The sequence below is a fragment of the Micromonospora sp. ANENR4 genome (assembly GCF_015354395.1).
GTDB lineage: Bacteria > Actinomycetota > Actinomycetes > Mycobacteriales > Micromonosporaceae > Micromonospora > Micromonospora aurantiaca.
Genome location: NZ_JADKYQ010000014.1, coordinates 98,010 through 111,262, shown reverse-complemented (window position 1 = coordinate 111,262; position 13,253 = coordinate 98,010). Strand labels below are relative to the sequence as shown.

Here is a 13,253-nt window from a genome sequence, read left to right as displayed (position 1 = left end):
GATGACACTCTCCCCGTCCAGCATCGAGCAGGTCATCCCCGGCCAGGGAGCGATGGCGCAGCCGTCGGCCCGGGCCCGCCGCCGCCGGTTCCGCTTCGTCGCAAACGCCAAGGCCGCGACCGGCCTCGCCGTCCTCGGGGTTTACGTGCTCCTGGCGGTGATCGGGCCGTGGATCGCGCCGTACGACCCGGACGCGCGCAGCGCCGACGTGCTCCAGGCGCCCTCGGCCCGGCACTGGTTCGGCACCACCCACCTCGGGCAGGACATCTTCAGCCAGATCCTGGTCGGCGCGCGCAGCGTGATGGTGGTGGGCCTGACCGCCGGCGTGCTCGCCACGATCCTGTCCGTCCTCATCGGCGTGACCGCCGGCTACCTGGGCGGCGCAGCCGACGAGGGCCTGTCGGCGGTGTCGAACGTGTTCCTGGTGATCCCGGCGCTGCCGCTGATCATCATCGTCACGTCCCTGGTCGACCAGGCCAGCGACACGCTCGTGGCGCTCATCATCGGCCTCACGTCGTGGGCGTGGGGCGCCCGGGTGCTGCGCGCCCAGACGCTGTCGCTGCGCCGCCGCGACTACGTCGAGGCGGCACGGGCCACCGGCGAGCGGACCTGGCGGATCATCGGCTTCGAGATCCTGCCCAACCTGACCGCGATCATCGCCTCCGGCTTCGTCGGCACCGTCATCTTCGCGGTGATGTCGGAGATCACCCTGGCGTTCATCGGTGTCTCGTCGGTGTCGTCGTGGAACTGGGGCACGATCCTGTTCTGGGCGCAGGGACAGCAGGCCCTGGCGCAGGGCGCCTGGTGGTGGTTCGTCCCGGCCGGGCTGGCCATCGCGCTGCTCGGCACCGCGCTCGCGCTGATCAACTTCGGCATCGACGAGTTCGTCAGCCCGCGGCTGCGCACCGGCGGCCGGACCCGGATCCGTACCGCCGACGGCCGCACCGTCGCGATGCGCGTCGGATTCACCCCGGTGCTCGCACCGAACCCGGCGCCGGTCCCGATGCAGCGGACGGCGGACCCCATCGGAGAGGACGCGAGCGCATGAGCGACCAGGTGCTGGAGATCCGCGGGCTGTGCGTCGACTACGGCGTCGGTGCGGACGCGGTCCGCGCGGTCCGCGACGTCGACCTGACGCTGCACCGCGGCGAGGTGCTCGGCCTGGCCGGGGAGAGCGGCAGCGGCAAGTCCACGCTCGCGTACGGGCTGACCCGGCTGCTGCCCCCGCCCGGCGTGGTCAGCGGCGGCCAGGTGATCTACCACCCCGCCGACGGCCCGCCGGTCGACGTGCTCACGCTCAGCCCGGCGAAGCTGCGCGAGTTCCGCTGGGCCGAGACGTCGATCGTGTTCCAGGGCGCGATGAACTCGCTCAACCCGGTCCACAAGGTCTCCACCCAGCTGCTCGACGTGATCCGGGCACACGAGCCGAAGAGCACGGCGGCGGGACGGCTGGCCCGCGCGAAGGATCTGCTGCGCCTGGTCGGCATCTCCGCCGACCGGCTGGACAGCTACCCGCACCAGCTCTCCGGCGGCATGCGGCAACGGGTCATGATCGCGATGGCGCTGGCGCTGGAACCGCAGGTGGTCATCATGGACGAGCCGACCACCGCGCTGGACGTGGTGATGCAGCGGCAGATCCTCGGCCAGCTCGCCGAGCTGCGCGAACGCCTCGGCTTCGCGGTCCTGTTCATCACCCACGACCTGTCGCTGCTTGTCGAGTTCTCCGACCGGATCGCGATCATGTACGGCGGACGGATCGTCGAGGAGGCGCCCGCCGCCCGGCTGTACGCCGAACCGCTGCACCCGTACACCGAGGGGTTGCTGCACTCGTTCCCGGCGCTGCACGGACCGCGCCGCGAACTGACCGGCATCCCCGGCTCCCCGCCGGACCTGCGCGCCATGCCGTCCGGCTGCGCGTTCCATCCCCGCTGCCCGAAGGCGTTCGACGGGTGCGACGAGCAGGTGCCGGTGCTCGGCGCCCCGCGCGTCGACGACCCGGCGCGGGCCGTCGCGTGCCGGCTGCACCCGGCCGTCGCGCCCCTGTCCCGCTGACCCGCCCGACACCACCACCCGCTACCCGCGAGGAGAACCATGGACACCGATCTCACCCGCCCGTCGCCGGTCGCCGGCGCGGACCCGATCGACACGCTGCCGCCGACCTTCCGGTGGGGGGTGGCGACGTCGTCGTACCAGATCGAGGGCGCGGTGGCCTCCGACGGCCGCACCCCGTCCATCTGGGACACGTTCTGCCGGGTGCCGGGCGCGGTGGCGAACGGCGACAACGGCGACGTGGCGTGCGACCACTACCACCGGATGCCGCAGGACGTCGCGCTCATCGCGGACCTGGGACTGGACACGTACCGGTTCTCGGTGGCCTGGCCGCGGGTGCAGCCGGGCGGGCGCGGTCCGGCGAACGTGGCCGGGCTGGCCTTCTACGACCGGCTGGTGGACGAGCTGCTCGGCCGGGGCGTCGAGCCGTGGGTGACGCTCTACCACTGGGACCTGCCGCAGGAGCTCGAGGACGCGGGCGGCTGGCCGAACCGGGACACCGCGTACCGGTTCGCCGACTACGCGGAGCTGGTCTTCGCCGCGCTCGGCGACCGGGTCCGCACCTGGACCACGCTCAACGAGCCGTGGTGCTCGGCGATGCTCGGGTACGCCTACGGCGACCACGCCCCCGGCCGGCGGAACCTTGGCGACGGCATCGCCGCGGCGCACCACCTGCTGCTCGGGCACGGGCTGGCCACGCGGCGGCTGCGGGAGGCGGCCCGGTCCCCGATCGAGCTGGGCCTGACGCTGAACCTGTCCACCGCCGACCCGGCCACCGACAGCGCGGCGGACCGGGACGCGGCGCGGGCCGCCGACGGGCTGGCCAACCGGCTCTACCTCGACCCGGTGCTGCGCGGGGAGTACCCGCAGGACGTGATCGCGGACCTGGCCGCCGAGGGGGTACGCATCCCCGTCGAGGAGGGCGACCTGGACGTCATCGCCACCCCGATCGACGTGCTCGGGGTCAACTACTACTTCGGGCAGCTGCACTCCGGCGTGGACGAGCAGGGCCGGGACCGCGACGACGACGGCAGGCCGGTGCGCCGGGTGGTCCGCCGCGACCTGCCGCGTACCGCGATGGACTGGGAGATCGTGCCGGAGTCCTTCACCGACCTGCTGGTGCGGCTGCACCGCGACTACCCGGGCACCCCGATGGTGATCACCGAGAACGGCGCCGCGTTCGACGACGAGCCGGACGCCGACGGATTCGTGAACGACGACGACCGGGTCGGCTTCCTCACCGAGCACCTGCGGGCGGTGGCCCGGGCCCGGGTGGCCGGCGCCGACGTGCGCGGCTACTTCGCCTGGTCGCTGCTTGACAACTTCGAGTGGGCGTACGGCTACGACAAGCGGTTCGGCATCGTCCGGGTCGACTACGACACGCAGCGCCGCACCCCCAAGCGCAGCGCGCTGTGGTACCGGGACACCGTGCGGCGGGTCCGCGGGCGGCGCTGACGCCGCCGCGTGGGGCCGGGCCCGGTCAGTGACGGCGGCCCGGCCCCCACGCCGGGCCCGGGCGGGCGGCCGGGTCGCGGGGCACGCCGCCGTCGCGCAGCAGCCGGGTCATCGGCAGGGTGGCCGCGCCCATCGCGACCGCGTCCGGTCCGAGCCGGCACAGTTCGATCGAGGTCTGCGCGTACGGCTGCCGCAGCGCGTGCCGCGCGGTGGCCGCGCGGATCGCGGGCAGGTGCCGTTCGCCCAGAGCCAGCCCGGCCCAGCCGCCGAGCACCACCCGCTCCGGGTTGAACAGGTTGACCAGGTTCGCCACCCCGGCGCCCAGGTAGCCGACCGTCTCGTCGATCACCTTCGCGGCGGTGCTGCCGGTGGAGCGCAGCAGCTCACCGAAGGCGGTCTCCTCGTCCGCGCCCGGTGCCGGGCGGCCCCGGTTGGCGTGGCGGAACCGGTCCAGCACCGCCTCCGCCCCCACGTACGCCTCCAGGCAGCCGAGGTTGCCGCAGCGGCAGCGGCGGCCCCCGTACACGATGGTGGTGTGGCCCCACTCCCCGGCGCTGCTGTGCGCGCCGCGGTAGCCGACGCCGTCGGCGACCACGCTCGCGCCGACGCCGGAGCCGACCAGGGCGACCACCGCGTGCCGGACGCCGCGGCCGGCGCCGAACCACATCTCGGCCTGGCCGAGCGTCTTCGCGCCGTTGTCCACGTGCACCGGTACGTCGGTGCCGGCGCGCAGCATCGCGCCGAGCGGCACGCCGTCCCAGCCGAGCGTCTGGGCGTGCACGACGGCGTCGGCGGTGCGCTCGACGGTGCCGGCGACGGCGACGCCGAAGCCGAGCACCGCGGCCGGGTCGACGCCCGCCTGCTCGGTGACCGCGGCGAGGCCGTGCCGCAGGTGCGCGGCGACCCGCTCGGGGTCGGGGTCGGCGGCGGCGATCGGGTACTCGGCCTTGGCCAACGCGGTCATGCTCAGGTCGAACAGCTCCACCTGGACGCGGGTCTCGCCGACGTCGGCGCCGACCAGGTAGCCGTAGCCGGGCGCGACGCGCAGCAGCACGCGGGGACGGCCGCCGTCGGACTCGACCGAGCCGGCCTCCTCGACCAGGCCCTCGTTGATCATCTCGCCGACCAGGTTGCTGACGCTGGCCAGGCTCAGTGCGGTGGACTGGCCCAGCTCGTGCCGGCTGAGCGGGCCGTCCAGCCAGATCCGGGTCAGCAGGACCGACCTGTTGGCCCGGCGCATGTCGCGCACCGTGGTGCGTCTGGCGTCCACGTCCGCCGCCGTCCTTCCCGGCCGCCCGCGGGCGGCTTTCGTTCCTGCGTCACGCCCTGAGCGGGGTGGTGACAGGGTACGCCGCATTTACACTTAACAAAGTTAACTGATAGCCTCCGGCGCATCGATGAGGAGGTATGTCATGCGACTCGGACGTGGGATGACCGCACTGCTCGGTGGCGTCGCGCTGCTCGCCGCCACCGCCGCCGCCCTGCCCGCCACCGCCGCCACACCGACCGGCGCCGTCGGCGCGCTCGTCGCGTGTGACGCGCCGGCCTGGGCCGAGGGCGTCACCTGGACCGCCGGCAGCCGGGTGACCTACGGTGGCCGGCTCTACCAGGCGCTCGTCACGCACACCCCGCCGGCCGGCGCGGGCTGGACCCCGGCTGCCGTACCGGCACTCTGGACCGACCTCGGCGCCTGCACCGGCGGCACGCCGTCGCCGAGCCCCACCACCCGGCCGCCGTCGCCCTCCCCGTCCGCCTCCGCCTCCCCGACGGTCTCCCCCACGCCGACTGCGTCCCCGACTCCGACGACGCCCGGTGGTGACACCTGCGCGCTGCGGTCCCGGCCGACCGGCAAGGTGCTCCAGGGCTACTGGGAGAACTGGGACGGCGCCGCGAACGGCGTGCACCCCGGCCTCGGCTGGATCCCGATCACCGACTCCCGGATCACCGGCCACGGCTACAACGTGGTGACCGCCGCGTTCCCGGTCATCCGCGCCGACGGCACAGTGCTCTGGGAGGACGGCATGGACGCCGGCGTCAAGGTGCCCACCCCCGCGCAGGTGTGCCAGGCCAAGGCCGCCGGGCTCACCGTGCTGCTGTCCATCGGCGGCGCCACCGCCGGCATCGACCTCAGCTCCAGCGCGGTCGCCGACCGGTTCGTCGCCACAGTGGTGCCGATCCTCAAGCGGCACAACTTCGACGGCATCGACATCGACATCGAGACCGGCCTGACCGGCAGCGGGAACATCAACCAGCTCTCCCCCTCGCAGGCCAACCTGATCCGGATCATCGACGGGGTGCTGGCCCAGATGCCGGCCGGCTTCGGGCTCACCATGGCGCCGGAGACCGCGTACGTCACCGGAGGCAGCGTCACCTACGGCTCGATCTGGGGCGCGTACCTGCCGATCGTCAAGAAGTACGCCGACAACGGGCGGCTGTGGTGGCTGAACATGCAGTACTACAACGGCTCGATGTACGGCTGCGCCGGTGACTCGTACCCGGCCGGCACCGTCGCCGGTTTCGTCGCGCAGACCAACTGCCTCGACACCGGCCTGGTCGTGCAGGGCACCACCATCCGCGTACCGCTCGACCGGCAGGTCCCCGGGCTGCCCGCGCAGGTCGGCGCCGGCGGCGGCTACCTGAGCCCAGCGCTGGTGGCCCAGGCGTGGAACACCTACCAGGGACGCCTCAAGGGCCTGATGACCTGGTCGGTCAACTGGGACGGGTCGAAGGGCTGGACGTTCGCCGACAACGTCCGCTCGCTCCAGGGCCGCTGAGACGCGCCGCGGGGCCCGCCGGACGGGCGGGGCCCCGCGCCGGGTCAGGCGATCTTCTTCGGGGTGATCTTCTTCGGTGTGGTCGGCGAGTCCAGCCAGGCGTTGATCAGCGCGGTGAAGTCCCGGCCGGTCTGCTTGTTGACGAAGGCGATGAACGAGGCCCGGTCCTGCGGCGTGTTGCGCTGCTCCTGGACCCAGGCGCGGGCCAGCGCGAAGAACGCCTTGTCGCCGACCGTCCGGTGGATCTCGCGCAGCATCGCCGCCGGGCACAGGTAGACGTTGCCCTCGGCGAACCGCTTCGGGTCGGGCCGGCCGGGCGGGCCCAGCTTCTTGCGCAGCGCGGCGTCGCCCTCGCGCAGGTACCGGTCCAGGCTGGCCTCGCTGAGCTTCAGCGTCTCCTTGGTGTACAGATCCTGGATGTACGTCGCCCAGCCCTCGTTGAGCCACAGGTCACGCCAGGTGGTGGGCGTGACCGAGTTGCCGAACCACTGGTGGGCGTACTCGTGCAGCAGGTCGCTGCCCCAGCGGTCCCGGCGGGCCGCGGTGTTCTCGATCTTCCGGCCCATCGTGATCATCTGCTGGGTCTCCATGCCCGACGCCGAGTCCACCACCACGACGCCGCCGGAGGGGAACGGGTACGGGCCGAACTTCTTCTCCAGCCAGGCCAGGTACTGCGGGGACTTCTTCAGGTACGGCAGCAGCTTGTCGTCCGCGCCCTTGCGGTACCAGTAGGCCAGCGGCACGCCGCGCGGCCCCGCCGCGGTCAGCTTCTGGTACTTCCCCACCGCGAGCGTGGTCAGGTAGGTCGCGACCGGGTCGGTGCTCCGGTAGCTGAACGTGGTGCCGGACTGACCGGCGGGCGTGCCGCCGGCGATTGCGGACCAGCCTGCCGGCACTGTCACCTTGATGTCGTAGAGGGCCTCGTCCGACGGCTGGTCGTTCGCCGGATACCAGGTGAACGCCCCGAACGGCTCCTGCATGGTCCAGAGGCCGCCCTCCTTGGTGACGGTGAGACCCAGGGCCTCGGTGTCCTTGCGGCGCGACGGCATCGGGGTCGTCTTCGGCCGGCCGTGGTAGGTGACCACCAGGGTCACCGGCTCGTCCGCCACCACCGGGGCGGACACGGTCAGCTTCTCCTTCGCCACCACGCCCGGAACCGTCGCGCCATTCATCGTGACGCTGTCGAGCTGGTAGGGCATGAAGTCGAGAACCAGGTTCGGCGCGTCCTTCACCGGCCGGATCCGCAGCGTGGCGGTGCCGGTGAGGGTGGTGGTCGACGGCGCCCACTCCAGCGCGAGGTCGTAGTGCAGGACGTCCAGCGCATCGGTGCCCCGGGCCGGATAGACCGGGTCGGCCACCGGCGTCGACCGCCCCGCCTGCCAGGCGGCGTAGTCGACGGCGGGCGCGGCCGGGCTCGGCGGAGTGGAGGCGGAGGGGGTCGCGGCCGGGGCGGCGGGAGCGGTGGTGCACCCGGCGACGAGCAGCGGTCCGAGGACCATGATCAGGGTTACGGGGCGGCGCATCAGCGCACCCTACGGCAGTTTTCGATCTTCGTGGGGGCGTCTCGGCTGGCACAGGTTGCGAGACCCTGCGAGGCTGGCGCTCGTGTATGACTACGACCTGCTGGTGCTGGGCTCCGGCCCGAGTGGACAGAAGGCGGCGATCGCCGCGGCGAAGCTGGGCCGCCGCGTCGCGATCGTGGACCGCCGCGACATGCTCGGCGGGGTGTGCATAAACACCGGCACCGTGCCGTCCAAGACGTTGCGCGAGGCGGTCCTCTACCTGACCGGGCTGAGCCAGCGCGACCTCTACGGCAGCAGCTACCGGGTCAAGGAGGACATCACCGTCGCCGACCTGGCCGCCCGCACCCAGCACGTGATCACCCGGCAGACCGACGTCATCCGCAACCAGCTGGCCCGCAACAAGGTCTCGCTGATCACCGGCACCGGCCGGTTCGCCGACGCCCACTCCGTCTGGGTCGACGCCGGTTCTGGCCGGGAGACCCGGGTCAGCTTCGACAAGGCGGTCATCGCCGCCGGCACCCGCCCGGCCCGCCCGGACAGCGTCGACTTCGACGACCGCACGATCGTCGACTCCGACGGCGTCATCAACCTCCAGGCCGTCCCGCGCAGCATGGTCGTCGTCGGCGCCGGGGTGATCGGCATGGAGTACGCGTCCCTGTTCGCCGCGCTCGGCACCAAGGTGACAGTGGTCGAGCGCCGCCCGCGGATGCTCGACTTCTGCGACGAGGAGATCGTCGAATCCCTGAAGTACCACCTGCGGGACCTGTCGGTGACCTTCCGCTTCGGCGAGGAGGTGGCCGCCGTGGAGAAGCACCGCAGCGCCGCACTCTGCGTCCTGCGCAGCGGCAAGAAGATCGCCGCCGACACGGTGATGTACTCCGCCGGCCGGCAGGGGCAGACCGACGACCTCGCGCTGGAGGCGGCCGGGCTCACCGCCGACCACCGGGGCCGGATCACCGTCGACGCCGACTACCGCACCACCGTCGAGAACATCTACGCCGTCGGCGACGTGATCGGCTTCCCCGCGCTGGCCTCCACTTCGATGGAACAGGGCCGGCTGGCCGCCCAGCACGCCTGCGGGGAACCGGCGCGCGGCATGTCGGACCTGCAGCCGATCGGCATCTACACCATCCCGGAGATCAGCTTCGTCGGGAAGACCGAGGAGGAGCTGACGGAGGCGTCCGTCCCGTTCGAGGTGGGCATCGCCCGCTACCGGGAGCTGGCCCGGGGCCAGATCGTCGGTGACTCGTACGGGATGCTGAAGCTGCTGGTCTCACCCGAGGACGGGCGGCTGCTCGGGGTGCACGTGTTCGGCACCGGCGCCACCGAGATCGTCCACATCGGGCAGGCCGTCATGGGCTGCGGCGGCACCGTCGACTACCTGCTGGACGCCGTCTTCAACTACCCGACGCTTGCCGAGGCGTACAAGGTGGCCGCCCTCGACGCCGCCAACAAGATCCGCAACATCACCCGCATCGACACCTGACCCCGCCGCCCCGCCCCGACCCTCGTTGATCTTGCACTTTCGGCCCGACTCGCGCCCGTTATGACCGCCATTCCTGGGCCGCAAGTGCAAGATCAACGAGGAAGGGCGGGCGCGGGAGGGTCGGGTCAGCGGCCTGTGGCGTAGCCCTGGGCGCCTCGGGGGTTGGCCGCGGCGGAGAGGACCCCGGTGCGCGGGTCGCGTGTCACCGCGCACATGCGGCCCAGGCTCCACGGGGCGGACAGGCGTACGGTGTGGCCCCTGGCGCGCAGGCCGGACAGCACGTCGGCGTCGATCCGGTCCTCCAGCACCAGCACGCCGGGCTCGACCTCGCGCGGATAGAACGACGCCGGGAAACTCGTGGTGTGCCACGTCGGGGCGTCGATCGCCTCCTGCAACTCCTGCCCGCCGGCCAGGTGCCGCAGCAGGAACAGCAGCTGCCACTGGTCCTGCTGGTCACCGCCGGGCGTGCCGCAGGCCATCACCGGCTCACCGTCGCGCAGCACGAGCGTCGGGCTGAGCGTGGTACGCGGACGACGCCCCGGCCGCAGCGTCGAGGCGAGCCGCTCCTCCAGCCAGCACATCTGCAACCGGCTGCCGAGCGGGAAGCCCAGCTCCGGGATGGTGGGTGAGCTCTGCAGCCAGCCGCCGCTGGGCGTGGCGGAGATGATGTTGCCCCACCGGTCCACCACGTCGACGTGGCAGGTGTCGCCGCGGGTCACGCCGTCCGCCCGTACCGTGGGTTCGCCGGTGCTCGGATCCTGCGGGACGGCCCCGCGACCCGCGTCGGCACGCAGGTGGGACGGGAGCCGAGGCGGCTCACCCGCCGGGCTGCCGGGGCGCAGCGTCGTGTCGGCGCGGTCGCCGACCAGTGCGGCCCGCGCACTGGCGTACTCGGCCGACAGCAGCGCGGAGCCCGGAACGTCAGTGTCGCCGTACCACGCCTCCCGGTCGGCGAACGCGAGCTTCAGCGCCTCGGCCTGCGCGTGGATGCCCTCCAGGCTCGACGGGTCGTGGACACGCGGGTCGTCGAGCGCGTCCAGGATGGAGAGCGTCTGGAGCAGCACCGGGCCCTGGCCCCAGAAGCCGGTCTTGGCGATCGTGTGCCCGTGCCAGTCCAGCGTGACCGGTTCCTCCCAGGTGGCCGACCATCCGGCCAGGTCGTCGCCGGTGACCAGCCCGGCGTGCGCACGCCCGCTGGAGTCACGGAACGGCAGCCGGCTGAACGCGTCGATCGCCTCGGCGACGAAACCCTCCCGCCAGGCGCGCCGGGCCGCCTCGATCTGCGCCTCCCGGTCCGGACCGGCGGCCCGTCCCGCGTCGACGAGGCGGCGCAGCGTGTCCGCGTACGCCGGGTTGGTGACCATCTCCCCCGGCGCTGGTGGGCGGCCGTCGCGGAGCCAGAGCCGCGCGGAGGTCGGCCAGTGTTCGGTGAACAGTGACCGGACCCGCGCGACGGTCTGCCCGGCGGCGCCGACCAGCGGGTGGCCGGCGGCGGCGTAGCCGATCGCCGGTTCCAGCACCTCGGCGAGCGTGCGGGTGCCGTGGTCGCGCAGCAGCAACAGCCAGGCGTCGACGGCGCCCGGCACGACCGCGGCGAGCGGGCCGGCGCCCGGCACGAGGTCCAGGCCGAGCGACCGGAAGTGCGCGACCGTCGCGGCCGCCGGCGCGGGGCCCTGGCCGCAGAGCACCCGCGGGGTGGGGTCGGTCGCGGTGGCGAGGATCGCGGGCACCTCACCGGCCGGGCCGTTGAGGTGCGGCTCCACGACGTGCAGCACGAACCCGGCGGCGACAGCGGCGTCGAAGGCGTTGCCGCCGCGTTCCAGCACACCCATCGCGGACTGGCTGGCCAGCCAGTGCGTGGACGAGACCATGCCGAACGTGCCGCGCAGCGTCGGCCGGGTGGTGAACGTCATCGGCGGTGAGCCTACGCCGTGCCGGCGGCGTCTGCGCGCGTCGTCGCGCCCTCCTCTTCCGGGCCGCCGTCGCGCTCGCCGTCGAGCGGGAACAGGCACGCCGCGTCGTGGCCCGGGCCCACCTCGGCGAGCGCCGGATCGGTCTCGGCGCACGCGGGGCGGGCCTGGGGGCATCGGGTACGGAAGCGGCAACCGCTCGGCGGGTCCACCGGGCTGGGGATGTCGCCGGTCAGCACGATCCGGCGGCGCTCCCGCTCGACCCGGGGGTCGGCGACCGGCACCGCGGACAGCAGCGCCGCCGTGTAGGGGTGCGCCGGGTGCCGGTAGATCCGCTCGGGTGGGCCGGTCTCGACGATGCGGCCCAGGTACATCACCGCGATCCGGTCGCTCATGTGCTCGACGGCGGCCAGGTCGTGCGCGATGAACAGGTAGGTCAGCCCAAGGTCGCGTTGCAGGTGCCGGAGCAGGTTCATGATCTGCGCCTGCACGCTCAGGTCCAGCGAGGCGATCGGCTCGTCCAGGACGATCAGGTCCGGCTCCCCGGCCAGTGCCCGGGCCACACCGACGCGCTGGCGCTGGCCGCCGGACAGCTCGTGCGGATACCGGCCGGCGGTGTCGGCGCGCAGGCCGACCAGGTCCAGCAGCTCCGCGATCCGGGCCCGGCGGGCGGCGGCGGAGCTGGCGAGCCGGTGCACGATCAGCGGCTCGGCGATGCTGTCACCGACCGTCCGGCGTGGATCCAGCGACGCCTGCGGATCCTGGAAGACCATCGCCACGTGGCGGCGGGTCGCGCGCAGGCGGCGGCGCGACCAGCGGGTCACGTCCTCGCCCGCCACCCGGACCCGCCCGCCGGTCGGATCGACGAGCCGCAGCAGCGCCAGGCCGGCGGTGGACTTGCCGCTGCCCGACTCGCCGACGAGCCCCAGCGTCTCGCCCCGGCGTACGGCGAGGCTGACGCCGTCGACCGCGCGGACCGTGCCGGCCGGCGTCGGGAAGTGCACCTTCAGGTCGTCCAGTTCGGCGACCAGGTCCGGGGTGTCGGCGCTCATCCGGCCTCTCCACGGTAGAAGGTACGGACCGTGTGCCCGTCGCCGACCGGCGTCAGCGGGGGCAGCTCGTGTTCACAGCGGGGATCGGCGCGGACCGGGCAGCGCGGCCAGAACGCGCAGCCGGGCGGCAGGTCCAGCGGGCTCGGCGGCGAGCCGGGAATGGCGACCAGGTCCTCGCCGCGCCGCGACGGGTCCGGCCGGGCCGCCAGCAACGCCCGGGTGTACGGATGGGTGGGCGTGTCGAACACCGCGTCGACGGGGCCCTGCTCGACGATCCGGCCCCCGTACATGACCGCCACGGTGTCCGCGATGCCCGCCACCACGCCCAGGTCGTGGGTGACCCAGACGACTGCGGTGCCCAGCCGCGCCTGCAGGTCGGCGACCAGCTCGATGATCTGCGCCTGCGTGGTGACGTCGAGCGCGGTGGTCGGCTCGTCGGCGATCAGCAGGTCCGGCTCGCAGGCGAGCGCCATCGCGATGGCGACGCGCTGGCGCATGCCACCGGAGAACTGGTGCGGGTACGCGTCGACCCGCTGGGCGGCCGACGGGATGCCGACCAGTTCCAGCAGTTCCACCGCCCGGTCGCGGGCGGCGCGGCGGGTCAGCCCGAGGTGTTCCTCGGCCGCCTCGGTGACCTGCCGGCCCACCGGCAGCACCGGGTTGAGCGAGGTCATCGGATCCTGGAAGACGAACCCGACGTGCCGGCCGCGGACCTTGCGGCGGCGGTCGTCGGGCAGCGCGGTCAGCTCCGTGTCGAGCAGCCGCACCCGCCCGGTGACGGTGGCGGCGCGCGGGGCGAGGCCGGTGGCGGCGAGCAGGGTCATGCTCTTGCCGCTTCCGGACTCGCCGACCAGTGCGAACGTCTCCCCCTGCCGCACCTGCCAGGACACCCCGGCGACGGCACGGACCGGGCCGCGTCGGGTGCCGACGGTGACGGTGAGGTCGTCCACCGACAGCACTGTCGAGTCGGTCGTGGGGTGCCGGCGCTGGCTCGGCATGCGGTC

General features: G+C 73.3%; 10 protein-coding genes. 5 read left to right on the top strand and 5 right to left on the bottom strand.

The genetic code is table 11. The annotated features are described in order from the left end of the window. The first annotated feature begins 1 nt into the window (after position 1). The 3 genes from IRY44_RS24100 to IRY44_RS24090 are packed head-to-tail and all read left to right on the top strand — an operon-like array spanning position 2 to position 3,504. Complete coding sequence (locus IRY44_RS24100) at positions 2–1,048, top strand: ABC transporter permease (RefSeq protein WP_194802495.1); 1,047 nt, start codon at positions 2–4, stop codon at positions 1,046–1,048. After that, a complete protein-coding gene (locus IRY44_RS24095) occupies positions 1,045–2,052 on the top strand; it encodes an ABC transporter ATP-binding protein (RefSeq protein ID WP_194802494.1) in 1,008 nt (335 codons plus the stop codon). The genes IRY44_RS24100 and IRY44_RS24095 overlap by 4 nt, the downstream gene beginning before the upstream one ends. A 39-nt stretch (positions 2,053–2,091) precedes the next feature. Beyond that, the gene (locus IRY44_RS24090; protein ID WP_194802493.1) at positions 2,092–3,504 is read left to right on the top strand and encodes a GH1 family beta-glucosidase; all 1,413 of its coding nucleotides are present in this window, start codon (positions 2,092–2,094) and stop codon (positions 3,502–3,504) included. A 25-nt stretch (positions 3,505–3,529) separates the two neighbouring features. Here IRY44_RS24090 and IRY44_RS24085 read toward each other — a convergent pair whose 3' ends face one another. Beyond that, positions 3,530–4,774, bottom strand: a complete 1,245-nt coding sequence (locus IRY44_RS24085; RefSeq protein WP_194802492.1) for an ROK family transcriptional regulator — start codon at positions 4,772–4,774, stop codon at positions 3,530–3,532. A 142-nt stretch (positions 4,775–4,916) separates the two neighbouring features. Here IRY44_RS24085 and IRY44_RS24080 point away from each other — a divergent pair, with 142 nt between their 5' ends. Then, positions 4,917–6,278, top strand: coding sequence for a glycosyl hydrolase family 18 protein (locus tag IRY44_RS24080; RefSeq protein WP_194802491.1), 1,362 nt, complete (start codon positions 4,917–4,919; stop codon positions 6,276–6,278). Between the two features lie 44 nt (positions 6,279–6,322). Here the strand turns inward: IRY44_RS24080 and IRY44_RS24075 are convergent, their stop codons facing one another. Then, positions 6,323–7,801 carry a M1 family metallopeptidase gene (locus IRY44_RS24075; protein WP_194802490.1) on the bottom strand — a complete coding sequence of 493 codons (1,479 nt, stop codon included), beginning with the start codon at positions 7,799–7,801 and terminating at the stop codon, positions 6,323–6,325. An 82-nt stretch (positions 7,802–7,883) separates the two neighbouring features. On the opposite strand from IRY44_RS24075, the gene sthA reads away from it, so the two are divergent. Beyond that, entirely contained in the window at positions 7,884–9,287 is a 1,404-nt protein-coding gene (gene sthA / locus IRY44_RS24070; protein ID WP_194802489.1) for a Si-specific NAD(P)(+) transhydrogenase, read from the top strand. A gap of 125 nt (positions 9,288–9,412) precedes the next feature. Here sthA and IRY44_RS24065 read toward each other — a convergent pair whose 3' ends face one another. From IRY44_RS24065 to IRY44_RS24055, 3 genes are read right to left on the bottom strand one after another with little or no spacing between them, the layout of a single operon-like run. Continuing rightward, complete coding sequence (locus IRY44_RS24065; RefSeq protein WP_194802488.1) at positions 9,413–11,200, bottom strand: gamma-glutamyltransferase family protein; 1,788 nt, start codon at positions 11,198–11,200, stop codon at positions 9,413–9,415. 11 nt (positions 11,201–11,211) lie between these two features. Further along, entirely contained in the window at positions 11,212–12,249 is a 1,038-nt protein-coding gene (locus IRY44_RS24060; protein WP_194802487.1) for an ABC transporter ATP-binding protein, read from the bottom strand. Next, a complete protein-coding gene (locus IRY44_RS24055; RefSeq protein WP_194802562.1) occupies positions 12,246–13,247 on the bottom strand; it encodes an ABC transporter ATP-binding protein in 1,002 nt (333 codons plus the stop codon). Before IRY44_RS24055 ends, IRY44_RS24060 begins: the two co-directional genes overlap by 4 nt. Positions 13,248–13,253 lie beyond the last annotated feature (6 nt).

Bases quoted from the DNA above. Each gene is read 5' to 3' on its own strand.
- IRY44_RS24100 (WP_194802495.1), top strand. From the start codon at position 2: ATGACACTCTCCCCGTCCAGCATCGAGCAGGTCATCCCCGGCCAGGGA.
- IRY44_RS24095 (WP_194802494.1), top strand. From the start codon at position 1,045: ATGAGCGACCAGGTGCTGGAGATCCGCGGGCTGTGCGTCGACTACGGC.
- IRY44_RS24090 (WP_194802493.1), top strand. From the start codon at position 2,092: ATGGACACCGATCTCACCCGCCCGTCGCCGGTCGCCGGCGCGGACCCG.
- IRY44_RS24080 (WP_194802491.1), top strand. From the start codon at position 4,917: ATGCGACTCGGACGTGGGATGACCGCACTGCTCGGTGGCGTCGCGCTG.
- IRY44_RS24075 (WP_194802490.1), bottom strand. From the start codon at position 7,801: ATGCGCCGCCCCGTAACCCTGATCATGGTCCTCGGACCGCTGCTCGTC.
- IRY44_RS24065 (WP_194802488.1), bottom strand. From the start codon at position 11,200: ATGACGTTCACCACCCGGCCGACGCTGCGCGGCACGTTCGGCATGGTC.
- IRY44_RS24060 (WP_194802487.1), bottom strand. From the start codon at position 12,249: ATGAGCGCCGACACCCCGGACCTGGTCGCCGAACTGGACGACCTGAAG.
- IRY44_RS24055 (WP_194802562.1), bottom strand. From the start codon at position 13,247: ATGCCGAGCCAGCGCCGGCACCCCACGACCGACTCGACAGTGCTGTCG.